The organism is Pedobacter sp. P26, from assembly GCF_050632135.1.
Lineage (GTDB): Bacteria > Bacteroidota > Bacteroidia > Sphingobacteriales > Sphingobacteriaceae > Pedobacter.
In genome coordinates this window covers 3,442,517-3,465,655 of the sequence record NZ_CP192574.1, presented here as the reverse complement: position 1 = coordinate 3,465,655, position 23,139 = coordinate 3,442,517, and the positions used below count along the sequence as shown (strand labels likewise).

The following is a 23,139-nucleotide window of genomic DNA, read 5'->3' as shown; positions in this document are numbered from 1 at the left end:
CGGTACCAAATTCTTTTAAAACAACAGCATTCGCATTGCTGTCTAATTTTTTCTGTCGAATTCGTAATCGTCATAAGTGATTGATCCAAAGTTAAAGTTTTGAGCATGAGTGGTTAGTGATAAAAACAGAAGGAATAGTATGGCTAATATTTTATTCATTTGAGCGTATATAAATTGCCGCAATTTAACGCTGCAAAGTAACATTCTAAAATAATTTGACAATTAAATTTATAAATTAATAAAGCTGTTTTACAGAACTAATGAAACCTTTTTAGCATTTTTGGAAAAAAGAATTTGACATTCCGATTCAAATCTAATGTCGCTAATCTCACATCATAAGAAATGAAATTAAATTTAAAGCGTCCTCTAGCATTTTTTGATTTAGAAGCTACTGGAGTTAATGTTGGAGCTGACAGGATCGTTGAAATAGCGATTTTAAAAGCCATGCCAGATGGTTCCGAACTTATTAAAACCTGGCGGGTAAATCCGGAAATGCCAATTCCTTTGCAAACTTCGTTAATACACGGTATTTATGATGAAGACATTGCTAATGAGCCTACCTTTAAAACTTTAGCAGTAGAAATTGCTGAATTTATCGGAGATAGTGATCTGGCTGGATACAATTCAAACAAATTTGATATCCCAATGCTTTTAGAAGAATTTTTAAGAGCAGAAGTTGATTTTGACATGAACAGCCGTAAATTTGTTGATGTACAGAATATATTCCACCAAATGGAACAGCGTACCTTAAAAGCAGCGTATAAGTTCTATTGTCAGGAAGATTTAATTAATGCGCATGCTGCAGAAGCTGATGTTATTGCCACTTACAAGGTTTTACTTGGGCAGCTGGAAATGTACAAAGAAACTGAGTTTGAGAATAAACAAGGTGTAAAAAGCATTCCAGTTGTAAATGACGTAGATGCACTGCATATTTTCACTAATATTAATAAACCAGTAGATTTTGCTGGTCGTTTGGTTTACAATGATAGCGATGAGGTATGTTTTAACTTTGGTAAACACAAAGGTAAAACTACTGCTCAAGTATTTTCGGTAGAACCTAGCTATTATGCCTGGATGAAAAATGGCGATTTTCCATTGTACACAAAGAAGAAATTAGACGAGGAGTGGGCAAAGTTCAATGCGAAGAAAAATGAGAACAAGGCAGCACGACCTCAAAATAACACGCCTGCAAATAAGCCTCAGTATCAGCAGAAACCTCAGCCGAAGCCAGAAAAACCTGCTCAGCCGATTAATACGGATATGTTGGAACAATTGAAGATGAAATTTGGTAAGTAGTAGACTGGATAATTGTTAAACGCTATGCGCATTGCGCTAAGCCCTAAGCTAAAAAAATGAAATCTATAAAAATATTTAGCCTTTTACTGTGTGCAGCTTTTTACGCTAGTGCGCAAACTACTTTACCGATAGCACCCGTATTTCAGAAAACTTATCAAAAGGAAACCAGAAATGCGAATGGGAAACCCGGTAAGCATTATTGGCAAAATACTTCTAAATACAATTTGAATGTAGATTTTAATCCTGGCAGCAGGTTATTAAAGGGTAAGGTTCAGGTAACTTATACCAATAACAGTCCTGATACTTTGAAGGAAATCTGGTTTAAACTATATCCAAATCTATATAAAAAGGGTACACCAAGAAAATCAAAATTGGCAGAATCTGATCTTGGTGATGGAGTGACTATAGAAAAAATGGCAGCAAACGGCAAATCAATAAGTGATTTTAAAATTGATGGAACAAATATGACCGTTAATGTCCCTGCTGTTGTACCAGGCAAAACCATTAGCTTTTCTATTGATTATAGTTATACTTTAAATAAAGGATCGCATACGCGTACCGGACAGGTTGATGAAGGTTCGCATTTTGTGGCTTACTTTTTTCCGCGTATCGCAGTTTATGACGATGTAGATGGCTGGAACAAATTTCCATATACAGGTGCTGAAGAATTTTACAACGACTTTGATCAGTTTAATGCTTCAATTACGGTGCCCGGAGGTTATGGTGTCTGGGCCACAGGAGACCTGAAAAATCCTTCGGAAGTTTTTCAGAAAGATATTGTTTCGAGAATGTTATCTGCCGAAAAGAACGATGCTATAATTGATGTGATTACCGATAAAGATTTAGCCGATAAAAAAGTAACGCAGCCTAATGCTTATAATACTTTTAAATTTGAAGCCAGGCATGTAACCGATTTTGTATTTGCTTTGAGTGATCACTACTTATGGAAATCGAGCAGTTTAGTGGTTGATCCTAAAACGAAAAGAAGAACCCGTGTAGATGCTGTTTTTAACCATAAACATAAAGATTATTATGAAGTGATCGATTTTGCCCGTAAAACGGTAGAAGCGATGAGTTATACTTTTCCAAAATGGCCTTTCCCTTATAGCCATGAAACAATATTTGATGGTTTAGACCAGATGGAATACCCAATGATGGTAAATGATAATCCGGTTGATAATCGTACGGATGCCATTACCCTAACTGATCATGAAATTTTTCATACCATGTTCCCGTTTTATATGGGTATAAATGAAACCAAGTATGGTTGGATGGATGAAGGTTGGGCAACTATCGGTGAGTGGCTAATATCACCAATGATTGATTCTAGCATTGTAGATGAATATGGTGTGCAGCCTACTGCTTCATCTTCTGGCGGGAAAGACGATACACCAATTATGACTTTGACGCCTGATTTAAAAGGATCAGGCTCTTTTACTAACTCCTATCCTAAACCTGGTTTAGGATATTTGTACGTTAAAGATTATCTGGGAGATGAATTGTTTACTAAGGCTTTGCATACTTATATCCAAAACTGGAATGGCAAACACCCAATGCCCTACGATTTCTTTAACAGTATAAACGAGGGCAGTGGTAAAAATTTGAACTGGTTTTGGAAAGCCTGGTTTTTTGAAGATGGTGTGACCGATATGGCCATTAAAGCCGTAGATAAAACTTCAGGTGGATATACAGTAAGTATTGAAAATAAAAGTGTTAAGCCTTTGCCTATTGATTTAACGCTAACCTTTGAAGACGGTACCAAAGAAAAAAATCACAGTACTATTGGCGTATGGGAAAAAGGTGATCGACTGGTAAAAATTGAAGTGAAGACTACTAAAAAATTATCTAAAGTTGTGATGGGGAACCCACACACGCCTGATAAGATTAAAAGTGATAACAGCTTTTCGGTGAATTAAAGCGGGGGACGGTGAATTGATATTTAATGAGCTTGTTTAATGCGCATATTCGAAACCTTTAAGCCAGAAAGTGAACTAATAAGGAAATATGTAAGTTATTATTACCTGCACATCACCGATGATCAAAATGAAGAAAACGAGTATATTTGCTACCCTCATTATAACAATACCATCTCGTTATATAGCAGTCATCGTTTTAAATACGAACCAGACCATGCCATTTTGGAATTTGATATTGAGTCGAAACCCGTTCAGATTTATACCCCGATCAGAGAACGGCCATTAAAGGTTACGCAAATTGGATTTGTTTGTAAAATAGCTATTGTTTTTAACCCCTTTGGAATTAATCAATTTTTAAATGGTTCATCATTATTGACATTCGATGCAAATTTTTCGTTTTTTGAGGAGGAAGAAATTAAGCAGTTATTCGGAACAAGTAATATTGAAAAACTTGTTACTTTCGTTGATCATCTGCTTATTAAGCGATATGCTAAAGTTGAGAACTTATACATTGAAAAAGCATTAGACTTATTTCGCGATAACGTTGATGATATTTCAATTGACTCGATTGCTGAAAATAAACTTGGCATCAGCAGAAAACATTTAAACCGGCTATTTCATAAATATCTTAATATCAGTCCACAGAAATACAGGTCGATTGTGCGTTTTAGAGAATTAATGTCGAATAAGTTAAGTAATAACAGAGATCAGAATCTATCTGATCTTTCTCATCAGGCAAACTATACCGATCAATCTCATTTTATTAAAGCCTGCAAATTACTCACAGGTGTTGCTCCAGCCAAGTTTTTTAATGATGGAAAGATTATCGGTAAAGAGGATACCTTCTGGAAGTTTAGCAGTTAGCCAAATGTCCCAATTTTACAATTATGGCATCCAATTCTCTCTTAAATTTGAGGATCTAAATCAATAGCCATGAAGAAAATTCTGATCCTGTTTTTATTTTTAAGTATTGTTTTAAAACTAAATGCCCAAACCTATACCAGGTTAACCGATAGTGCATTAAATGTGATGTGGGATGCAAAGGATACTGTCGATTACAGGAAATCTCTAAACTTATACAAAAAGGCATTTATACAATTTCCAAAAGAGGTAAGCGACCAGTCTCTATATAAAGCATCTGTTTTAGCTTCAGAACTTAAAGATAATAATGGTGCATTCGAATATATAAATCATTTCCTGGCGCTAAATAATGATGAAAGAACTACATGGGATTATTTAACGTTTGAATATCCTCAAAATGAATATAAAAATCTTTTTAAAGATAGCAGATGGCCGGTCGTATTGGCGAAAGCTCAAAAGATGAAGTCAGTTTTTTTAAAAAGTTGCACGATCGGCAGGATGAATTCCAGGCTGGCCCCTTAAAACAGGACACTTATTTTAAAGCTAAGGATGGCAAACAAGCATATCAGGAGATTAAATCCTTTAATGCCTATCAGGCAAAAAAGTACATTGGTTATTCCGTCGAATTTAAAGTGACAGATAGTTTAATTACCTCGTATTATGTTAGTTTACCATCACACTATAATCCGAAAAAAAGCTATCCTGTACTATTTTTTCTTCATGGAGCGGTAAGTGGTAATGGCCTTTCGAGTTTTCAAAATGCATCCTGGGTTATGGATGGCTGGAACAGATATTATACCAAATATGCTGCTGTAAATGAGGTAATAATGGTTTATCCAAAAGGTTCAAAGAAATTTAACTGGATGAAACCTGATGATGGTTTCTTTATGGTACCAGCAATGCTAAAGGAAATTAAAAAATCCATCAATGTAGATGATGATAAAGTTTTCATCGCCGGGCATTCAAACGGAGCAACAGGTTCTTTTTCTTATTTAATGAAGCAACAAAGCCCGTTTGCCGGCTTTTATGGATTTAATACGCAGCCAAAGGTTAGAACCGGAGGCACATTTGTGCGCAATATTTTAAACAGATCGTTTTTTAATGTGTCTACGGATGAAGATTACTACTTCCCACCAGACGCAAATGATTCTTTAAATTTAATAATGAAAAAAATGGGGGCAGATTATCAGGATCACCGATATAAAGGGTGGCCTCACTGGTTTCCGCAATTTGATGAATCTGAGCCTGCTTACCAGTTATTATTTAAGGATTTAAAAAGCAGAACCAGAAATCCATTTCAAAAATCCATTTATTGGGAATGCGATGATGTGAAATATGGTAAAACAGACTGGATCCAGATTACAGCATTGGATACGGTCAATAAACCAGCAGATTGGCACAAAATAATAAATTTCGATATATTTAAAGTAGTTGACTATGATCAATCAAAAGATACAGTTATTACAACCGATACATTATTTAAAGCATTTAACTTTCCAAGAAAATCGGGGGCAGTTAGGGCTACATTTAGCAATAACGAATTTCATATAGAAACTTCACAGGTTAAATCGCTGACCATCTTTCTATCACCAGAAATGATTGATGTAAGTAAACCGGTATCTGTTTTTATAAATGGAGTTAAACGCACTGAAAAAATGGCTGTTTATGATAAAAAAATTATACTAGATAATTTTAATAAAACTTACGATCGCAAGGCAGTTTGGATTGATCAGATAGAACTTTTAATATCAAACTAATTTTCAGGTTTCAGAAAATCGATATTCCTTTTCAGTCCGGTAAATTTGGTGCGCTTAACTGCCGATCCTTTAAAAACCTTTTTAAAAACATCATCTGTAATTTCAGTGAGGTCTTTTGCGTTCAAATCCAGTAATCCATTCCCGGGCTTAAAGGCCTCTTCATTGTGCGCTTTGGAGAAACGGTTCCACGGGCAAACATCCTGACAGATATCGCAGCCAAACATCCAGTTGCTCATTTTATCTTTAAACTCATTTGGGATTTCATTTTTGAGCTCAATGGTGAGGTAGGAGATGCATTTCGTTCCATCCACAACCTGTGGTGCAATAATGGCATCAGTAGGGCAGGCATCTAAACAGCGGGTGCAGCTTCCACAGTAATCTGCCTGATAAGGATGATCGTAACCCAATTCCAGGTCAACAATCAATTCAGCAAGGAAGAAAAAAGAACCATCGGTTTTACTAATCAGGTTAGAATTTTTACCAATCCAGCCAATTCCTGATTTTTTTGCCCAGGCGCGGTCTAAAACCGGAGCAGAATCTACAAATGCCCTTCCAGAAACTTCTCCAATATTTTCTTCTATAAAATGAGTCAGTTCTTTTAATTTCTCTTTAATTACGGTATGGTAATCTTGTCCGTACGCATACTTGGAAATTTTTGGTGCGTTGGGGTCTGACTGTTTTTCTTCAGTATAATAGTTTAGCGATAAGGAAATTACCGATTTAGCGCCATCAACCAGTAATCTGGGATCAAGGCGTTTATCAAAATAATTTTCCATGTATTTCATTTCGCCATGACGGTTTTGGTTGAGCCAATTTTCCAATCTTGGCGCTTCCTCTTCAAGGAATTCAGCTTTAGCAATGCCACAGGCCATGAAACCTAAACGCATGGCTTCATCTTTGATCAGCTGGCTATATTTTGCATAATTGTTGTACACCGATCTGCAAAGATAAGGCTTAGGATTTAAAACATTTTCATTAATCACTTGTTCTAGAAACAGAAACTAAATTAATTAATTATGGTTCCTCCTGATTGTTGTAACACTACACAGGGAGAGCTTTTAAAGCATTAGCTATGGAAAATATAGATCCACAACATACGGAATCAGGAGAAGCTCCTAAACCGATTGAAAAAGATTACGAAAATCATAAAGAAGATCCGGGACCGGCAAAACCAGCCGTTACAGAGAAAGATGAAAATGGAGGAGGACAAGCCTTGAAGTGGGTATTACCTCTAGCGGTAATTATCGGTCTGATTATCTGGTTTGTGATGAGAAAATAATTAGCTTTAGATCAAAAATGAAATGCCGGTACATTAATTTGACCGGCATTTTTTATAGTACTTATTTTAAAAGTTTAACTTGGTAAAGGTCTTTCCGCCTGTCTTTTAATACTTTTACCGTTCCATAATGATGTAGTTCGTCTAATAAATGTAAGTCAACATCTACTACCAGTACCATTTCGGTATTGGGTGTTGCCTCTGCTTTGATGGCATTGGTTGGAAAAGCAAAATCGGACGGGGTAAAGACTGCTGATTGGGCAAACTGAATATCCATATTATTTACCTTAGGTAGATTGCCCACACACCCTGCAATGGCCACGTAACATTCATTTTCTATTGCTCTTGCCTGCGCGCAATGGCGTACGCGTGTATAACCGTTCTGTGTATCGGTTAAAAATGGTACAAATAAAATTTGCATACCCTGCTCGGCGTAAATACGGCTTAATTCAGGGAATTCTACATCATAACAAATCAAGATGCCCACCTTACCGCAATCAGTATCGAAAACCTGCACTTTATCGCCACCAATCATGCCGTAATATTTTTGCTCATTTGGTGTGATGTGAATTTTTCTATACTCATCTATTTTACCCGTACGGTGACAAAGGTAAGTAGCATTGTAAAGTTTACCATCCTCAATAAGTGGCATACTGCCGGTAATAATGTTTGTATTGTAGCTTAATGAATATTCATGCATTTTTTGTACAATCTCTTCCGTTTTTTCAGCAAGCTTTCGCATAGCCTCAATTTCTGGTAAGTGATTATACGGTTGCAACAGTGGCGTATTAAATAACTCAGGGAACATCACGAAATCTGATTTGTAACCGCTCAAAGCATCAACAAAAAATTCTACCTGTTCATAAAAAGCTTCCATATTTGGGAACAAACGCATTTCCCACTGCACTAAACCTAAACGGATAGTCATTGCCGAACGGGCAGAGGCATCAATACCCTGGTAATAAATATTATTCCACTCAATTAATGTCGCATATTCTTTCGATTCTTTATCGCCTGGCAAATAATTCTTTAATACTTTTCTGACGTGAAAATCATTCGAAATCTGAAAAGTTAGCGTTGGGTCGTAAATTTCTTTTGCCTTTACCTTATCTATATATTGTCTTGGGCTTAACTTCTCCGAATATTGATGGTAACCAGGAATTCTTCCGCCGGCAATAATGCTTTTGAGGTTAAGGCTTTCACAGAGTTCTTTCCGGGCTTCATATAATCTCCTTCCTAACCGTAAACCCCGATATTCCGGGTGCACAAAAATTTCGATACCATACAGGGTGTCGCCATTTGGATCGTGTGTTGTAAAAGAATAATCACCAGTAATCAACTTGTAGGTATGCCGATCTCCATATTCGTCGTACTCTACAATAATGGCAAGGGAACAGGCTACAACCTTATCATCAACTGCGATACAGAGCTGCCCCTCGGGAAAAATATTTATAAGTTTTGCAATACTTGATTTTGGCCAGATGGAACCGCCCATACTGTCGTAGGCCTGGAGCATAGATTCTTTAAGATCTGCGTAATCTTCGAGCGTTAGTTTACGTAATTCAATATTCATAATGTTTGATTTCTATTTTATGAACACCAAAAGGGCTTAAATGTTCAGATGGATTATATATTTCTTTGAAGATCCTGAAACAAGTTCAGGAGGACGAGCCACGAGATTTATCAAAATCCTCCTGCGATGCGTCACCCTGACCTGTAGTGAAACGGAAAGCTACGAAGTAAACTGAGCTTTAAGCGAGTTCACCGAAGGTAATTTATTTCAGGGTCTTTAAATCTTATTGTTCAATCTCAGTGGAGAGATCTTTAAACACTACGATACTAGATTTCTCCATTCCGTTGCACTTCAGTCGAAATGACGATTTAGCAAGAAAAAATCTTGTATTAAAACAATTTACCGGTTTGGCCAGGATAATTTTTCTTTAAGTGCTTGTAAGCCGCTTCGGTAACCTCGCGGCCACGTGAAGTACGCATAATATAGCCTTCCTGGATTAAAAAGGGTTCATAAACCTCTTCAATAGTACCTTCATCTTCTCCAACAGCCGTCGCAATGGTTTTTAAACCTACCGGACCGCCCTTAAATTTGTCGATAATGGTAACCAGAATCCTGTTATCCATCTCATCTAAGCCATGTTCATCCACATTTAGTGCATTTAAGGCATAGCGGGCTATTTCGGTATCGATATTTCCATTTCCCTTAATCTGCGCAAAATCTCTTGTTCTGCGTAAAAGAGCATTTGCTATACGGGGCGTACCACGACTACGGCGGGCAATTTCATAGGCACCTTCGTCACTTATAGGTGTTTTTAATATATCAGAAGAGCGTAGTACAATTGTGGTGAGTAGCTTAGCATCGTAATAAGCCAAACGGGCATTAATTCCGAAACGAGCTCTTAAAGGCGCCGTTAACAACCCAGAACGCGTAGTGGCACCAACCAACGTAAAAGGATTAAGCGATATCTGTACGGAACGGGCATTCGGGCCAGTTTCAAGCATAATATCAATTTTAAAATCTTCCATTGCAGAATACAGGTATTCTTCCACAAGAGGAGATAAACGATGGATCTCATCAATAAAAAGGATATCACCTTCATCCAGGCCAGTTAATAAACCAGCCAGGTCGCCAGGTTTATCTAATACCGGACCAGAGGTTACTTTTATTCCAGTTGCCATTTCATTGGCAATGATATGAGAAAGTGTGGTTTTACCTAATCCGGGAGGGCCATGCAGAAGAACATGATCTAAAGCCTCACCGCGGAGTTTCGCCGCCTGAACAAAAATCTTCAGGTTTTCCATCACTTTTTCCTGCCCCGTAAAATCTTCAAAAGCCTGTGGCCTTAAAACCCTTTCAATATCACGATCGGTAGGGGTCAGGTTGCTTGCTTCAGGGTCCAGGTTCTCATTCATACGGCAAATATAAAATTAAATGCTAAAAAAATTAGGATCTTTTGAATTTATCAGAAACAGTGAGGTCTTTTGATCCCGAAATATATTTATAAAAGCCTTCACCAGTTTTAGCACCTTTTTTCCCTGCCGCCACCATGTTTACCAGTAACGGGCATGGCGCGTATTTGGGATTACCAAAACCATCGTTTAATACTTTTAGTATGGCCAAACAAACATCCAGACCAATAAAATCGGCTAACTGCAAAGGTCCCATAGGGTGTGCCATTCCTAATTTCATTACGGTATCAATTTCATACACACCAGCTACGCCTTCATAAAGCGTGTAAATGGCTTCATTGATCATCGGCATCAAAATGCGGTTGGCTACAAAACCAGGATAATCATTTACTTCAACAGGAACTTTCTCCAAACTTTGGGAAAGCGACATAATGATACTGGTCGTTTCATCACTGGTGGCATAACCTCTTATTACTTCTACTAACTTCATTACCGGAACCGGGTTCATAAAGTGCATTCCGATTACCTTATCACCTCTTCCGGTTACAGCAGCAATTTGCGTAATGGAAATAGAGGAGGTATTGGAAGCAAGAATAGCATGTGCAGGCGCATACTCATCTAAATCCTTAAAAATTTTCAATTTTAAGTCTACGTTTTCGGTAGCGGCTTCTATAATTAAATCGGAACTTTGAACACCATCTTTTATTGACGTGTAGGTAGAGATGTTATTCAGAGTGGCTGCTTTATGATCTTCTGTTAAGGTTCCTTTTGCAAGCTGTCTGTCTAAATTTTTGGTAATAGTTTGTATGGCATTGTCCAATGCAGGCTGATTGATATCAATCAGGTTGACTTTATAATTGAATTGTGCAAAGGTATGGGCGATGCCATTTCCCATAGTACCAGATCCTATAACTGCGATTTGTTTCATCCTTTAGGAGATTAGAAAAAGAGAATTTACGAGTAACGATTAGTTGAAATAAAGATCTTGCTGTAAAGCTGATCTCTTTTGATTTTTATAAAAAACCTTATGGTGCTAACCTGGTTTTAGTCCAGATGCCTTTTATCAGTTCGAAGTTTATCCTGTCGTGCAACCTGCTTCTTCTTCCTTGCCAAAACTCTATTCTTGTCGGTTTTACGATATAACCGCCCCAATGCGCTGGTTTAGCAACACCTTTGTCGGTACTTTTAGCTTTAAGTTCTTCCACTTTTTCTTCCAAAAATGTTCTGTCCGGAATAATCTGGCTCTGTGGTGAAACTACTGCTCCAATCTGACTGGCAATCGGTCTGGTGTTGAAATAGGCTTCAGATGTTTCTTTATCCAGTTTTTCCACTGTTCCTTCAATTCTCACCTGTCTTTCCAGTTCAGGCCAGAAAAATACCAAAGCAGCGTAAGGATTGCGTTTAAGTTCTTTCCCTTTGGCACTCAGGTAATTGGTGAAAAACCTAAAACCGTCTTCATCAACCCCTTTTAATAACACAATACGCGCATCTGGTCGGCCAGCTTTATCAGCTGTAGCCAAAGTCATTACATTTGGTTCGTATATCTGGGCATCAACCGCATGTTGAAACCATTTTTGAAACTGGACAATCGGATCTTGATCAACGTCAGATTCGTCTAGCGAAGCGCTTTTGTAATCTTGGCGCAGGTTTTGTAGAAATTCATTTGTAACTTGCATACAACAAAAATAGGCATCTTTTACGGTGTAACAAATCATTATCATCATGCTGAACAATATAAAACCAAAAACCGGCCGCTTACTCATCTCGGAACCTTTTATGGCCGATCCTAATTTTAAAAGATCTGTGGTATTGTTAACCGAACATGGTGATGATGGTACGGTAGGCTACATACTCAATCAAGTAGGAAACCTGATCCTGAACGATGTTATTCAGGATTTATGGGATGCAAAAAACTACATTTACTTCGGTGGACCTGTTGCTGCGGATACCTTACATTTTATTCATAGGTGTTATGATAAATTGCAAAGTGGTGAAGATATAGGAAATGGTTTATACTGGGGTGGAAATTTTGAAACACTTAAAATCCTCTTAAATACTAATGCAGTAAGCCAGGATGAAGTGAAATTTTTTATGGGTTATTCAGGCTGGGATTATGGGCAGCTTGACCGGGAAATAGATCAAAATGCATGGATGGTGAGTGATATTTTTAATCCGGACCTTATTTTTAGTAATGATGATGAAAAACTTTGGCGGGATGTAATTGTAAATCTAGGCCCGAAATATGCGCATATCAGTAATTTTCCGGTAGATCCGAGTTTGAATTAGTTAGTTTTCAGTTGGTAATTGGCAGTTTTCAGTTTCCAGAAAAGTAATATTATAATAAAATGGGCGATGTAAATAGATTACATCGCCCGTTTTATTTTTACAGTTGAATAGACTAAAGACTCACGACTTAGGACTCAAGACTGTCAGCACTTTCTTCAACTTTTCTTCTTAATTCATCTTTATAAGCCTGCATTTTAACCGTTAAAGATTCATCAGCTGTAGCCAGGATCTGCGTAGCCAGTAAACCTGCATTTTTAGCAGCATTTAAAGCTACCGTAGCAACGGGAATACCATTTGGCATTTGTAAAATCGATAAAATACTGTCCCAGCCATCAATAGAGTTTGATGATTTAACCGGAACACCAATTACCGGTAAAGTAGTAATAGAAGCCACCATCCCAGGTAGGTGAGCAGCACCGCCGGCACCTGCAATAATTACCTTTAGGCCACGGCCTTGTGCTTCTTTAGCATAATTAAACATGCGTTCTGGTGTTCTGTGTGCAGAAACAACCGTAATTTCGTAGTTTATTCCAAATTCTTTTAATACATCAGCAGCATCTTGCATCACAGGTAAATCTGATTTGCTACCCATGATAATTCCTACTAAGGCCGAATTTGAATTTCCTTGACTCATATTTATTTTATTTCTTTTTTAACTTCTTTTATAATTTTGTATTTCCACTTTGATATTGGTTCCCCTTCAAGGGGCTAGGTGGCTTAAGCGATTACCTTCAATGTTTTTTGTACAAACCTTGCTTTTTCAATCGCCTTTTCCCTGTCAATATCTACAATGGTTACATGGCCCATTTTGCGAAAAGGTTTTGTGTATTTCTTGCCATATAAGTGAACATAAACGCCATCAATGGCCAATATTTTTTCTAAATTTTCATATCTGGCTACACCTTCAAAACCTTTTTCGCCAAGTAAATTAATCATAATGGCATTGGTAATGCTGCTGGTATCGCCTAATGGTAAGTTATAAATTGAGCGTAAATGCTGCTCAAATTGAGAAACATAATTGCCTTCAATTGTTTGGTGACCGCTATTGTGCGGACGAGGGGCTACCTCATTAACTAATAATTCTCCGTCTTTGCAAACAAACATCTCAACCGCTAAAATTCCGGTAATATTCATCGCAGAAGCTATGTTTTTGGCAATATTTTCTGCCTTTTGCTGCAAACTTTCGGCAAAAGTTGAAGGGGAAATTAAAAATTCTACCAGGTTGGCTTCAGGATTAAATTCCATTTCTACCATTGGGAAGGTTTTCATATCGCCATTGGCATTACGGGCTACAATCACTGCAACTTCTTTATCAAAATCGACCAGTTTTTCAATAATACAAGGCGCATCAAAAGCATTGTCAAGATCTGACGCACTATTGATTTTCATTACGCCTTTACCATCATAACCATCTTTCCTCAATTTCAGAATGTAAGGAAAATGAAAAGGACTATTTTCCATATCTTCCTTTGTATTTACAATCTGGAAAGGGGAGGTAGGAATATCATTTTCTTTAAAAAACTGTTTTTGTACGCCTTTATCCTGAATTAAACGGATTACCCTCGATTGGGGAAAAACTTTTTTACCTTCTTTTTCCAGCTGCTCAAGCGCATCGATATTTACTTTTTCAATTTCAATGGTGATGATATCGGCCTTTTTTCCGAAGTTATAAACGGTATCAAAATCGGTAATGGAACCATTTTCGAAATAATTTGAGATATGCTTACAGGGAGCATCAGGATCAGGATCTAAAACCAAAGTGCTTACATTATAATTGATTGCCTGTTGTATGAGCATTCTGCCCAATTGCCCGCCACCTAAAATACCTAATTTTAATTCGCTAATCTGTTTTGCCATGCGCTTGAAAATAATGCTATTTTTGCACAAAAGTAACCATAATAAATTTTATTGATGAATGCTGATGCAATAATTATTGGTGCAGGTGCTTGTGGATTGATGTGTGCGGTGCAGGCAGGCTATCTGGGTAAAAAAGTAATTGTGCTCGAAAAAAACGAAAAACCTGGTGCCAAAATTTTAATTTCTGGTGGCGGCCGCTGCAATTATACCAACCAATTCGCATCAGCTGAGCAGTTTATATCAGCCAATCCTCATTTTGTTAAATCTGCCTTTACCCAGTGGACAGTTGATGATACCATCAGTTTTTTTGAAACTTATGGCATAGCAGGCAAAGAAAAAACTTTGGGACAATTATTTCCTGATGATAAAAACGCCAAAGATGTGGTACAGGTTTTTACTTCCATCTGCGAGGATTTTGATCAGGAAGTTAGGTGTAGTGCTGATGTAAAAGACATTGAAATATTACCTGACGGCTTTAAAGTAAGTTATGAGAAGAATGGTAAAACTGTTGTTTTAACAGCAGCCAAGCTGGTAATTGCAGCTGGTGGCTTACCAATTCCAAAAATGGGCGCTACCGATTTTGCCTTGCGTTTTGCCAAAAAAATAGTTTAAAAATAATTGAAACTGCTCCGGCTTTGGTTCCCTTAACCATTACCGGCAAGGACGAAGAGTGGTTTTCACAGCTTTCGGGAAATTCTGTTTTTTGCGAAGTCAGCAATGATGAAATCGCTTTCGAAGAAAATATTCTTTTTACCCATTGGGGATTGAGTGGTCCCGCTATTTTACAGATCTCTTCTTTCTGGAGAAGAGGCGAAACGATTAATTTAAACCTGTTGCCCTATCAGGATATCGTAGCATTATTGGACGAGGAAAGAAAAACAAATGGTAAAACTTTACTGTCGACGCTGCTGAACCGGATTTATACCAAGAAGTTTACAGATGCCTTGGGCAAGTTTTTGCCTTTAAATAAACCTGTTGCTGCATTAACTAAAGGGGAAATCGATTTAATTGAACAAACAATCCACCATTTTAAAGTTAAACCCGCAGGCGATAAAGGTTACGATAAGGCCGAGGTAATGCGTGGCGGAATTGACACCAACGAAATTTCTTCTAAAACGCTGGAATGTAAAAAAATACCGAACCTGTTTTTTGGTGGCGAATGTTTAGATGTAACCGGTTGGTTGGGCGGTTATAACTTTCAATGGGCCTGGGCCAGTGGTTTTGTAATTGCGCAGCATATTTGACGATTCCTAAACCTATCAGGTTTTTAAAACCCGATAGGTTTGTAAGTCGCTCAGGTGACTAAGGTGGTCAATATCGTTTTGGAAATGAACGGCTGTAGTGCTTCGGATTGCAGCCCTGCTATCGTTCCAAGCCCTCACTCGCTCCTCGCTTTCCACTTTATCAGGTTTATTTAACCTAAAACAGTGGTTCTTTTGCAAAAATCTCAGATGCAATAAAACCACTTTACGCTTTAAAATTTACGATTAAATTTAGTAAATTTGATATACTATGGAATCATTAAAAGATATTATTTCAACCAACGCCGATATTTTGGGAGGTTTACCTGTTTTTGCAGGTACAAGAGTCCCGGTTGAAACCTTATTTTTTCATGTCGAAAAGGGAATCACCATTGATGAATTTTTAGAAGATTTTCCAAGTGTTTCTAAGAAACAGGTTATTAGTGTATTAGAGGTTGCTAATAAACTGATAACATCAGATCATATAGATAAAATCTATGAAATTGCTTCTTGATGAAAATCTTCCCAAAAGATTAAAAGAACATTTTGAAAGTCATGAGATTTATACTGTTCGTGACATGGGCTGGAATGGTGTTAAGAATGGAGAATTACTGAAGTTAATGATTGCCGATGAATTTGATGTATTTATTACTTTTGATAAAAATCTTCAATTTCAACAAAATTTTTCAAAATATACACTTCCGATAATCGTTTTGAATGCATTTGATAATACTTATCTGACATTAAAAGAATTTATACCTCAAATTTTATTATTACTGAAATCGAATCTCAAAGTTGGTGCAAACATCATTACCTACAAATAAACATTTGGCATAATTTCCCATGCCCAGGGTTTTTTAAAGGTCTTAAATGTTCTCAGTTGAGAAAAATATAATACCTCACTTGTTCTCCTATTAGCAATGTCTCTTCGGTGCAGGTTACCAACAGTGGTAAATAATTCACGCGTTTTGAAATCGTACACCCTTTCTGTCATATCGCCGCTGTTCTGGTTAAAGTAAAGATTGATGGCACTGGTTAAAAACCAATCTTTGTTTTCGAATTTAAAGGTATAACCCAATTCCCAGCGCCACTCTGATCCTCCTTGAAAACGGAGATAGAGTTGTTGGTCTTTAATCGCAATCTGCTGTAGCGGGTCGCCCAGTTTACCACCTTCTTCCGAGCGTAAAATAAAATCGTTGTTCTGTGTAGATAAACTTAAAGCACCTGTTGATTTATCTTTGAAAAATATGGCTAAAATCCTCGGTTTTTGTGTTTCCTTTATAATTGCGCTGCTGTTATCGCCATAAACCCGGGTTTCATCAATTGGTTTGTTGTACTCAAAAACCACTGCTAAATCGGCTGAACCATCATTGTTCAGGTCGCCCTCAACCTGGTCAATAATCATCCAGTTGGCTGGTGTAAATTGTTCAACAGAAGTGCCTTGTGTTTTAATTTTAGGAAATATAAATGTTTTTTGCGCAAAGCTGATTTGCACACAGAGCATCAGGATGGATAAACAAAAAACTTTCATTCAGGTAGAAAAAGGTGTTGATGTGAATATAAAACGTGTTTATCGGGGTTTTAGTTTGTCATTAAGTTCAAAGACAATTAACAGCCACGGAATCACAGAAAACACGGAGGATTAATCGCAGTTCATTTTCAGTTAGTGCAATAGTGTTAAAATTACAGCCCTAAACTTCTAAAATTCCCGTACTTTTGCAGAAAAAACAATTCCTTTTGAAAACCGAAATTCTTGCCATTACACCGCCATTTACCCAACTGAATACTCCATATCCAGCAACGGCGTATATAAAAGGTTTTCTGAATACCAAAAATATCAGCTCAACACAGGCGGACTTAGGAATTGAAGTAATTTTGGAACTGTTTTCTAAGAAAGGATTACAAGATTTATTTACGGTAGACAATCAAAAACCTAAAAGCGAAAACGCCAAACGGATTTTTGCTTTACAGGATGAATATTTAAAAACCATTGATGCCGTAATCGCCTTTCTTCAGGGGAAAACCCCAACCCTGGCCTTACAGATTTGTAGTGATGATTTTTTGCCTCAGGCTTCACGTTTTGCTGCTTTAGAAGAATTAGACTGGGCCTTTGGGGCGATGGGTACACAGGATAAAGCAAAACATCTGGCCACACTTTATCTGGAGGATATCTCCGATTATATTGTAGAGTGCATCGACGAAAATTTTGGTTTTAGCCGATATGCTGAACGTTTAGGCAGAAGTGCGAACTCTTTTGATGAGTTGTATAATGTTTTATTAAAAGAACCTACTTACATCGATCAGATCCTGATTTCGGTTTTAAAAGAGAAAATTAAAACGGTAGGGCCTAAATTATTTTTGATTTCGGTTCCTTTTCCGGGTAATTTATACAGCGCTTTCCGCTGTGCGCAATGGATAAAAGCTAATCATCCTGAAATCAAAATTTCTATGGGTGGTGGCTTTCCAAATACCGAATTAAGGTCGTTGTCAGATGTGCGGGTTTTTGAATTTTTCGATTACATTACATTGGATGATGGCGAGCTGCCAATCGAATTGTTGTACCATAACATTACGCACCCCATCCCGGCTGAAGCCCATTTTTACAAAAGAACTTTTCTTCTTGAAAATGGTAAAGTAGTTCACCGTAACGATGCTTTCAGAAACGACTACAAACAAGCAGACGTAGGCACACCCGATTATACAGGTCTGCTTTTGGATAAATATATTTCGGTAATTGAAATTGTTAACCCGATGCACCGCATGTGGAGCGATGGACGCTGGAACAAACTCACCATGGCTCATGGTTGTTATTGGGGTAAATGTACTTTCTGCGATATTTCATTGGATTATATCAAAGTGTATGAACCCGTTGCTGCTAAATTAATTGTAGACCGCATTGAGGATTTATATGCCAAAACGGGACAAAATGGTTTCCATTTTGTGGATGAAGCGGCACCACCAGCGCTGATGCGTGAAGTGGCTTTGGAAATTATCAGAAGGAAATTAGCGGTTACCTGGTGGACCAATATCCGCTTTGAGAAAAGCTTTAGTCAGGATTTATGTTTGTTGCTCAAAGCTTCCGGTTGTATTGCTGTTTCGGGTGGATTGGAAGTTGCATCCGATCGTTTATTGAAACTGATCGACAAAGGAGTGACCGTAGAGCAGGTGGCTAAAGTTACCCGCAATTTCACCGAAGCAGGAATTATGGTTCATGCTTATTTAATGTATGGTTATCCTACGCAAACGGTGCAGGAAACGGTTGATAGCTTAGAAATGGTACGTCAATTATTTGAAGTAGGCATATTACAATCGGGTTTTTGGCATCAGTTCGCTATGACAGCACATAGTCCGGTAGGCATGTACCCCGAAAAATTTGGCGTGGTTAAAGAAACGGAACTAATTGGAACTTTTGCCAATAACGATATCAATTATACCGATAAAACGGGGATAGACCACAATAAATTCAGCTATGGATTAAAGAAATCGCTCTTTAATTTTATGCATGGCATCTGTTTTGATTACGAACTGCAGGATTGGTTCGATTTTAAGATCCCCAGGACGAAAATTCCTGCTGATTTTATTGAAAGAGCATTAAATGAGGATGATCATTTTAACACTAAACCGACTGCAAAAGTAGTGTGGATAGGGGAAAGCCCTCGGCCGGTTATTTTACGAAATCGAAAAAAGGAAATACCTGGGAAATGGCCTCTCTTACCTTCCATCATAAAAAGGAAACATTTACCGTTCAAACCAATAAAAAAGAAGGCGAGTGGTTAACTGCCATTTTGAATAAAATTTCTATCTCTAATGAGAAAGTATATACTTTTCAGGAAATTAAGGTCGATTTTGAGATAGAATTGGAAAACTTTGAGCTTTTCTGGTATTCTAAGCCTGTTAATACCTTAAGAGAATACGGTTTGTTGGTTTTATAAGCTAATGTGAGCTTTAAAATGGCGATAATATGTTACGAAAGTTCATCATTTCGACCGCAGTTGAGAAATCTTTCTTGATGGATCTCTCCATTTCGCTGTGCTTCATCCGATAGCTATCCGATCGAGATGACGATTATCTATTAAAAACGAGTGCAAACATCGCTGAAATTACATCTTCATTTTAAAATGCGTGAGAAAATAGATAATACAGATGAGTATAATTGAATTTACGATGAGCAGCAACCAGGAAATAACAGCCCTCCGGTTTTTCATTACTGCAATAAAAGAAGTGATGTAAGCCATTGCAATCAATGCTAAAAACAGGTTTACTGTTTGGATGCCTAAAATGTAATAGCCACTATAAGAGAAAACCAGTAAGCTTAATATTAAGAATATAACTGAAGCGGAGGTATAGAGTTTGTTTGGTTTCATGTTGTATATTCTAAATTAACTGTTTTTCAAATCTTTTAATAGCCAATTCATTTTGGTATTTTGAGGTAAGTATTTAATTATTAGTCATTTATATTCTGATTGATGGTTAAGGTGTTGTGCGTTCAAAACATTAACTAATAAGAAAATATTAATGCTATATTTTTGACCATATAAGGGATGTAAGATCATGGAAGCTTATATGTACCTCATATGTCTTATATGGTCAAAAAATGTTTCTGAAATACTTGTTAGGTTTAATCACAGTGTGGAACGGTAAAAGTCCAGGTTTCTGATTCTCCGTTTGGAATAATATAACCATTTCCTCTGATATTCTCGAACCACAATTTGCCACGAAGTTTTTCTCTTGTACCTACTTCGTTTAAGGTGGCACTATCATAAAGGCGGCCATTGATCATCACATATTTGATTTTTTCCGAATTTCTAATGTCATCCAATGGGTTAGCATCCATAATCACCATATCTGCCAGTTTACCAACTTCTAGCGAACCAATTTCTTTATCCATGCCCAAATAGCTTGCCCCATTTAATGTTGCCGCCCTGATGGCCTGCATCGGACTAAAGCCACCTTGAACCAGCATCCACAGTTCCCAATGCGCTCCTAAACCCTGGATTTGTCCGTGTGCGCCAAGGTTAACCTTTGTGCCACCATCGGCAATCTGTTTCGTGGCTTTAGCAATATCAATGTGGTTATAATCACTGTATTCGGATGTGGTTCTACGTCTTGCCCTCGCATCTATAATGGACCGTGGGGTATAAGTCATTAATTTTTCGTTTTCCCAAACGTTGGTTCTATCGTACCAATAGTTTTCGCCCCATTGACCGCCGTATGCCACAATTAAAGTAGGGGTGTAGCCCACTTCGGTATTGTTCCAAAGCGTGGTTACATCTTTATAAACCGGTAAAACAGGGATACTGTGCTCAATTCCGGTATGGCCATCAGCAACCATATTCATATTGGTGAAAAAAGTAGAACCTCCTTCAGGTACAACTTCCATTTTTAACTGTCGGGCAGCTTCTAAAATCTGCTGGCGCTGCTCTCTGCGTGGTTGATTGTACGATTTTACCGAAAAGGCACCAACGGCTTTTAACCGGCGTAAATTGGCCAAAGCATCATCTAAACTGTTAATTACTACTTTAAAATCCCCATCAGCACCGTATAAAATAGAGCCGGTAGAATAAACCCTCGGACCAACCATTCTACCTGCCTTAAGCATTTCGCTTTGGCTAAAAACCATTTCTGTATTGCTTGATGGATCATGTGAAGTGGTTACACCAAAGGCTAAATTGGCCATATAGCTCCAGTCGCTCTGTGGCGTAATGCCATCCGGACTGGTGCGTAAATGCGCATGAACATCAACAATGCCCGGCATAATGGTTTTGCCATTTACCTCAATTACTTTGGCATTGGCAGGGATGGTTACCGCATCCGATTTCCCGATTGCAGTAATTTTATTACCATCGGTAAGAATGGTTCCATTTTCAATTACTTCATCACCTTTCATTGAAATAATTCTGGCACCTTTTAAAGCCAAAATTCCCTTAGGAACATCTGATTTTAAAACCAGATTGATATCGATAGATGAAGCTTCAGTTTTAGGCGTGGTACCATCAAAATTGAAAGCACTATTTACATCAATGGTGAAATATTTCGGTCCTAACGTCCAATGCAGGTTTTTACTGTCGGCACTCCATTGAATATAGGTTCCACCATCAGTAGTCACTTTTGTAACCGGAATAGCACTATTACCTCCCGATGCATCCTGCGCCATACCAATATTGATCATCGGTGTAATGTAAACGTTAAATAATTCGTTAAAGGCTACCCACTTATTATCAGGACTAATAACGAATTGGGTAGCATATTGAGAAGTAAAATGTGTTCTTTCGTTTGCCCCGTTTAAATCGATACTTTTCAGGGCTTTTTTACCATCAGCATAACTTTGAAAATAAATCCGGGTATCAGTATTGTTAAACTGCGGACGGATTCCATTGTCAGAAATTAAAATTTTTGCACCTCCATTGGCTGGCATAATGAAAATTCCGGTTCCACGCCCATAATTATAACCTAAGACATCATTTCCACTTCCTTTTCTGAAAACGATCCTATCACCTTTAGTCGAATATTGTGGAGAGTAATAAAAGCCTTTTTCATCGCTCAGGGTGATGGTTTTACCTGATTTTAGATCAGTTCTTTTTATTGCTCCACGCAATTCATCACTCCAGGTAGTATAAACTACATATTTTCCGTCAGGACTAAAAGCCGGTTCAAATTCGAAATCCAGACCATTCGTTAATCTTTCTGGTGTTCCGGTAGCTAATTCTTGTTTGTATAGATATCCTGCCGCATTAAAAACGATTGTTTTGCCATCAGGTGAGGTGGTAAGTTGTCTCAACATTTTCGCCGAAAATTCATTGCTGAAAACCTGTTGCTCAAAATGTAAAGCCTGTTGTACAGTTTGAATGGTATTTGCCTGAAAAGGAATGGTGCTGTTGATCAGTGTTCCAATTTCGGTTTTCCTGATTTTTCCTTTAGCATAAAAAACGATGCTTTTGCTGTCTGGTGTCCAGGCGAAATTCGGATAAACGCCAAAAATCGCCCAGGTTTCCTGCTGATCGTGTGATAAGTCCTCATTTACAGGCCATTCTTCGCCTGTTTTAAGATTCTGAACATATAAAGTAGATTTTAACCTTACCCGTTTCACAAAAGCAATTAAATTTCCATCTGGAGAAACCTGCGGACGACAAGCACCTCCCTGCTCATCAATTAAGGTAATTAATTTACCTGTTGTTAAATCCAGCTGACGGATGGCATAAATACTTCCATTAGGATCTTTACTGTATTCGAAATTTGGGCCAGGGCTTACATCTTCACTAAAGTAAACATATCTTCCGTCCGGCGAAACGTTAGGCTCACCCGCATCCTGTTGGTCGTTTTTACGTTTAGTTAACTGCACACCATCACCGCCGTTTATACTGTACATCCACATTTCTCCGGCGCCTAAAGAACGGCTTGCCGTAAAGTGCTTTCTGGCAATTATGTATTCGCTGTTTGGCATCCAGGTGGCATTGTTCAATAACCTGAAACTCTCTTTGGTAACCTGTTTTTTGCCCGAACCATCACGGTTCATGATCCAGATATTATCGCCTCCACTTTTATCGCTCGTATAAGAAATGTATTTTCCGTTAGGGCTAAAGCGAGGCTGTACGTCCCAGGCAACACCTCCGCTAATCAGTTTAGCTACTCCACCGCTAATGGGCATCACGTAGATATCGCCCAGTAAATCAAAAACAATTTCCTGTCCATCAGCACTTACATCAAGGTTCATCCAGGTACCTTCATCT

21 protein-coding genes and 1 pseudogene are annotated in these 23,139 nt (G+C 37.9%); 12 read left to right on the top strand and 10 right to left on the bottom strand.

Going from position 1 to position 23,139, the window contains the following annotated elements:
* The first annotated feature begins 342 nt into the window (after positions 1 to 342).
* The 5 genes from ACQ86H_RS16105 to ACQ86H_RS16085 all read left to right on the top strand — a co-directional run bounded on the left by ACQ86H_RS16105 (position 343) and on the right by ACQ86H_RS16085 (position 5,830).
* Positions 343 to 1,296, top strand: coding sequence for an exonuclease domain-containing protein (locus ACQ86H_RS16105; RefSeq protein ID WP_138823928.1), 954 nt, complete (start codon positions 343 to 345; stop codon positions 1,294 to 1,296).
* A 56-nt stretch (positions 1,297 to 1,352) separates the two neighbouring features.
* A complete protein-coding gene (locus ACQ86H_RS16100; RefSeq protein WP_431291720.1) occupies positions 1,353 to 3,212 on the top strand; it encodes a M1 family metallopeptidase in 1,860 nt (619 codons plus the stop codon).
* A gap of 39 nt (positions 3,213 to 3,251) precedes the next feature.
* Entirely contained in the window at positions 3,252 to 4,076 is an 825-nt protein-coding gene (locus ACQ86H_RS16095; protein WP_431291719.1) for a helix-turn-helix domain-containing protein, read from the top strand.
* A gap of 69 nt (positions 4,077 to 4,145) precedes the next feature.
* Positions 4,146 to 4,595, top strand: a complete 450-nt coding sequence (locus ACQ86H_RS16090) for a hypothetical protein (RefSeq protein WP_431291718.1) — start codon at positions 4,146 to 4,148, stop codon at positions 4,593 to 4,595.
* Positions 4,502 to 5,830: an alpha/beta hydrolase-fold protein gene (locus tag ACQ86H_RS16085; RefSeq protein ID WP_431291717.1), complete on the top strand. Its 1,329-nt coding sequence runs from the start codon at positions 4,502 to 4,504 to the stop codon at positions 5,828 to 5,830. Before ACQ86H_RS16090 ends, ACQ86H_RS16085 begins: the two co-directional genes overlap by 94 nt.
* Here the strand turns inward: ACQ86H_RS16085 and queG are convergent.
* Positions 5,827 to 6,717 (bottom strand): tRNA epoxyqueuosine(34) reductase QueG, encoded by an 891-nt coding sequence (queG, locus tag ACQ86H_RS16080; protein WP_210419519.1) that lies wholly within the window; start codon positions 6,715 to 6,717, stop codon positions 5,827 to 5,829. The two genes, ACQ86H_RS16085 and queG, sit on opposite strands and share 4 nt — an antisense overlap.
* Positions 6,718 to 6,902: 185 nt before the next feature.
* Here queG and ACQ86H_RS16075 point away from each other — a divergent pair, with 185 nt between their 5' ends.
* Positions 6,903 to 7,109 (top strand): hypothetical protein, encoded by a 207-nt coding sequence (locus tag ACQ86H_RS16075; RefSeq protein WP_138823936.1) that lies wholly within the window; start codon positions 6,903 to 6,905, stop codon positions 7,107 to 7,109.
* Positions 7,110 to 7,170: 61 nt separating this feature from the next.
* On the opposite strand, the gene ACQ86H_RS16070 is transcribed toward ACQ86H_RS16075, so the two are convergent.
* From ACQ86H_RS16070 to pdxH, 4 genes are all read right to left on the bottom strand, one after another.
* Entirely contained in the window at positions 7,171 to 8,679 is a 1,509-nt protein-coding gene (locus ACQ86H_RS16070; RefSeq protein WP_138823938.1) for a bifunctional GNAT family N-acetyltransferase/carbon-nitrogen hydrolase family protein, read from the bottom strand.
* A gap of 329 nt (positions 8,680 to 9,008) precedes the next feature.
* Positions 9,009 to 10,031: a Holliday junction branch migration DNA helicase RuvB gene (gene ruvB, locus ACQ86H_RS16065; protein WP_121283333.1), complete on the bottom strand. Its 1,023-nt coding sequence runs from the start codon at positions 10,029 to 10,031 to the stop codon at positions 9,009 to 9,011.
* A gap of 31 nt (positions 10,032 to 10,062) precedes the next feature.
* The gene (locus tag ACQ86H_RS16060) at positions 10,063 to 10,956 is read right to left on the bottom strand and encodes a 3-hydroxyacyl-CoA dehydrogenase family protein (RefSeq protein WP_431291716.1); all 894 of its coding nucleotides are present in this window, start codon (positions 10,954 to 10,956) and stop codon (positions 10,063 to 10,065) included.
* A 97-nt stretch (positions 10,957 to 11,053) separates the two neighbouring features.
* Positions 11,054 to 11,704, bottom strand: coding sequence for a pyridoxamine 5'-phosphate oxidase (gene pdxH, locus ACQ86H_RS16055; protein WP_431291715.1), 651 nt, complete (start codon positions 11,702 to 11,704; stop codon positions 11,054 to 11,056).
* A 46-nt stretch (positions 11,705 to 11,750) separates the two neighbouring features.
* On the opposite strand from pdxH, the gene ACQ86H_RS16050 reads away from it, so the two are divergent.
* Positions 11,751 to 12,314 (top strand): YqgE/AlgH family protein, encoded by a 564-nt coding sequence (locus tag ACQ86H_RS16050; protein WP_431291714.1) that lies wholly within the window; start codon positions 11,751 to 11,753, stop codon positions 12,312 to 12,314.
* 127 nt (positions 12,315 to 12,441) lie between these two features.
* Here the strand turns inward: ACQ86H_RS16050 and purE are convergent, their stop codons facing one another.
* Together purE and ACQ86H_RS16040 are read right to left on the bottom strand one after the other, a co-directional pair.
* Complete coding sequence (gene purE / locus ACQ86H_RS16045; protein WP_108198968.1) at positions 12,442 to 12,948, bottom strand: 5-(carboxyamino)imidazole ribonucleotide mutase; 507 nt, start codon at positions 12,946 to 12,948, stop codon at positions 12,442 to 12,444.
* Positions 12,949 to 13,031: 83 nt separating this feature from the next.
* Positions 13,032 to 14,171 carry a 5-(carboxyamino)imidazole ribonucleotide synthase gene (locus ACQ86H_RS16040; RefSeq protein ID WP_138823946.1) on the bottom strand — a complete coding sequence of 380 codons (1,140 nt, stop codon included), beginning with the start codon at positions 14,169 to 14,171 and terminating at the stop codon, positions 13,032 to 13,034.
* Positions 14,172 to 14,225: 54 nt separating this feature from the next.
* On the opposite strand from ACQ86H_RS16040, the pseudogene ACQ86H_RS16035 reads away from it, so the two are divergent.
* The 3 genes and pseudogenes from ACQ86H_RS16035 to ACQ86H_RS16025 all read left to right on the top strand — a co-directional run.
* A pseudogene (locus ACQ86H_RS16035) lies at positions 14,226 to 15,346 on the top strand (NAD(P)/FAD-dependent oxidoreductase); the annotation flags it as partial.
* A gap of 337 nt (positions 15,347 to 15,683) precedes the next feature.
* Positions 15,684 to 15,926, top strand: a complete 243-nt coding sequence (locus ACQ86H_RS16030) for a DUF433 domain-containing protein (protein WP_025144700.1) — start codon at positions 15,684 to 15,686, stop codon at positions 15,924 to 15,926.
* Positions 15,910 to 16,236, top strand: coding sequence for a DUF5615 family PIN-like protein (locus tag ACQ86H_RS16025; RefSeq protein WP_138823950.1), 327 nt, complete (start codon positions 15,910 to 15,912; stop codon positions 16,234 to 16,236). Before ACQ86H_RS16030 ends, ACQ86H_RS16025 begins: the two co-directional genes overlap by 17 nt.
* Here the strand turns inward: ACQ86H_RS16025 and ACQ86H_RS16020 are convergent.
* On the bottom strand, positions 16,227 to 16,943 hold the full coding sequence (locus ACQ86H_RS16020) for a hypothetical protein (RefSeq protein WP_138823952.1): 717 nt from the start codon (positions 16,941 to 16,943) through the stop codon (positions 16,227 to 16,229). The two genes, ACQ86H_RS16025 and ACQ86H_RS16020, sit on opposite strands and share 10 nt — an antisense overlap.
* A 206-nt stretch (positions 16,944 to 17,149) precedes the next feature.
* Between ACQ86H_RS16020 and ACQ86H_RS16015 the strand changes: the two genes are divergently transcribed.
* Positions 17,150 to 19,189, top strand: coding sequence for a B12-binding domain-containing radical SAM protein (locus tag ACQ86H_RS16015; RefSeq protein ID WP_431291713.1), 2,040 nt, complete (start codon positions 17,150 to 17,152; stop codon positions 19,187 to 19,189).
* 8 nt (positions 19,190 to 19,197) lie between these two features.
* On the top strand, positions 19,198 to 19,344 hold the full coding sequence (locus ACQ86H_RS16010; protein WP_431291712.1) for a hypothetical protein: 147 nt from the start codon (positions 19,198 to 19,200) through the stop codon (positions 19,342 to 19,344).
* 168 nt (positions 19,345 to 19,512) lie between these two features.
* On the opposite strand, the gene ACQ86H_RS16005 is transcribed toward ACQ86H_RS16010, so the two are convergent.
* Both ACQ86H_RS16005 and ACQ86H_RS16000 read right to left on the bottom strand, forming a co-directional pair.
* A complete protein-coding gene (locus tag ACQ86H_RS16005; protein WP_138823956.1) occupies positions 19,513 to 19,776 on the bottom strand; it encodes a hypothetical protein in 264 nt (87 codons plus the stop codon).
* Between the two features lie 254 nt (positions 19,777 to 20,030).
* A complete protein-coding gene (locus tag ACQ86H_RS16000; RefSeq protein ID WP_431291711.1) occupies positions 20,031 to 23,123 on the bottom strand; it encodes an amidohydrolase family protein in 3,093 nt (1,030 codons plus the stop codon).
* Positions 23,124 to 23,139 lie beyond the last annotated feature (16 nt).

Bases quoted from the DNA above. Each gene is read 5' to 3' on its own strand.
- ACQ86H_RS16105 (WP_138823928.1), top strand. From the start codon at position 343: ATGAAATTAAATTTAAAGCGTCCTCTAGCATTTTTTGATTTAGAAGCT.
- ACQ86H_RS16100 (WP_431291720.1), top strand. From the start codon at position 1,353: ATGAAATCTATAAAAATATTTAGCCTTTTACTGTGTGCAGCTTTTTAC.
- ACQ86H_RS16095 (WP_431291719.1), top strand. From the start codon at position 3,252: ATGCGCATATTCGAAACCTTTAAGCCAGAAAGTGAACTAATAAGGAAA.
- ACQ86H_RS16090 (WP_431291718.1), top strand. From the start codon at position 4,146: ATGAAGAAAATTCTGATCCTGTTTTTATTTTTAAGTATTGTTTTAAAA.
- ACQ86H_RS16085 (WP_431291717.1), top strand. From the start codon at position 4,502: ATGGCCGGTCGTATTGGCGAAAGCTCAAAAGATGAAGTCAGTTTTTTT.
- queG (WP_210419519.1), bottom strand. From the start codon at position 6,717: ATGCGTTTAGGTTTCATGGCCTGTGGCATTGCTAAAGCTGAATTCCTT.
- ACQ86H_RS16075 (WP_138823936.1), top strand. From the start codon at position 6,903: ATGGAAAATATAGATCCACAACATACGGAATCAGGAGAAGCTCCTAAA.
- ACQ86H_RS16070 (WP_138823938.1), bottom strand. From the start codon at position 8,679: ATGAATATTGAATTACGTAAACTAACGCTCGAAGATTACGCAGATCTT.
- ruvB (WP_121283333.1), bottom strand. From the start codon at position 10,031: ATGAATGAGAACCTGGACCCTGAAGCAAGCAACCTGACCCCTACCGAT.
- ACQ86H_RS16060 (WP_431291716.1), bottom strand. From the start codon at position 10,956: ATGAAACAAATCGCAGTTATAGGATCTGGTACTATGGGAAATGGCATC.
- pdxH (WP_431291715.1), bottom strand. From the start codon at position 11,704: ATGCAAGTTACAAATGAATTTCTACAAAACCTGCGCCAAGATTACAAA.
- ACQ86H_RS16050 (WP_431291714.1), top strand. From the start codon at position 11,751: ATGCTGAACAATATAAAACCAAAAACCGGCCGCTTACTCATCTCGGAA.
- purE (WP_108198968.1), bottom strand. From the start codon at position 12,948: ATGAGTCAAGGAAATTCAAATTCGGCCTTAGTAGGAATTATCATGGGT.
- ACQ86H_RS16040 (WP_138823946.1), bottom strand. From the start codon at position 14,171: ATGGCAAAACAGATTAGCGAATTAAAATTAGGTATTTTAGGTGGCGGG.
- ACQ86H_RS16030 (WP_025144700.1), top strand. From the start codon at position 15,684: ATGGAATCATTAAAAGATATTATTTCAACCAACGCCGATATTTTGGGA.
- ACQ86H_RS16025 (WP_138823950.1), top strand. From the start codon at position 15,910: ATGAAATTGCTTCTTGATGAAAATCTTCCCAAAAGATTAAAAGAACAT.
- ACQ86H_RS16020 (WP_138823952.1), bottom strand. From the start codon at position 16,943: ATGAAAGTTTTTTGTTTATCCATCCTGATGCTCTGTGTGCAAATCAGC.
- ACQ86H_RS16005 (WP_138823956.1), bottom strand. From the start codon at position 19,776: ATGAAACCAAACAAACTCTATACCTCCGCTTCAGTTATATTCTTAATA.
- ACQ86H_RS16000 (WP_431291711.1), bottom strand. From the start codon at position 23,123: ATGAACCTTGATGTAAGTGCTGATGGACAGGAAATTGTTTTTGATTTA.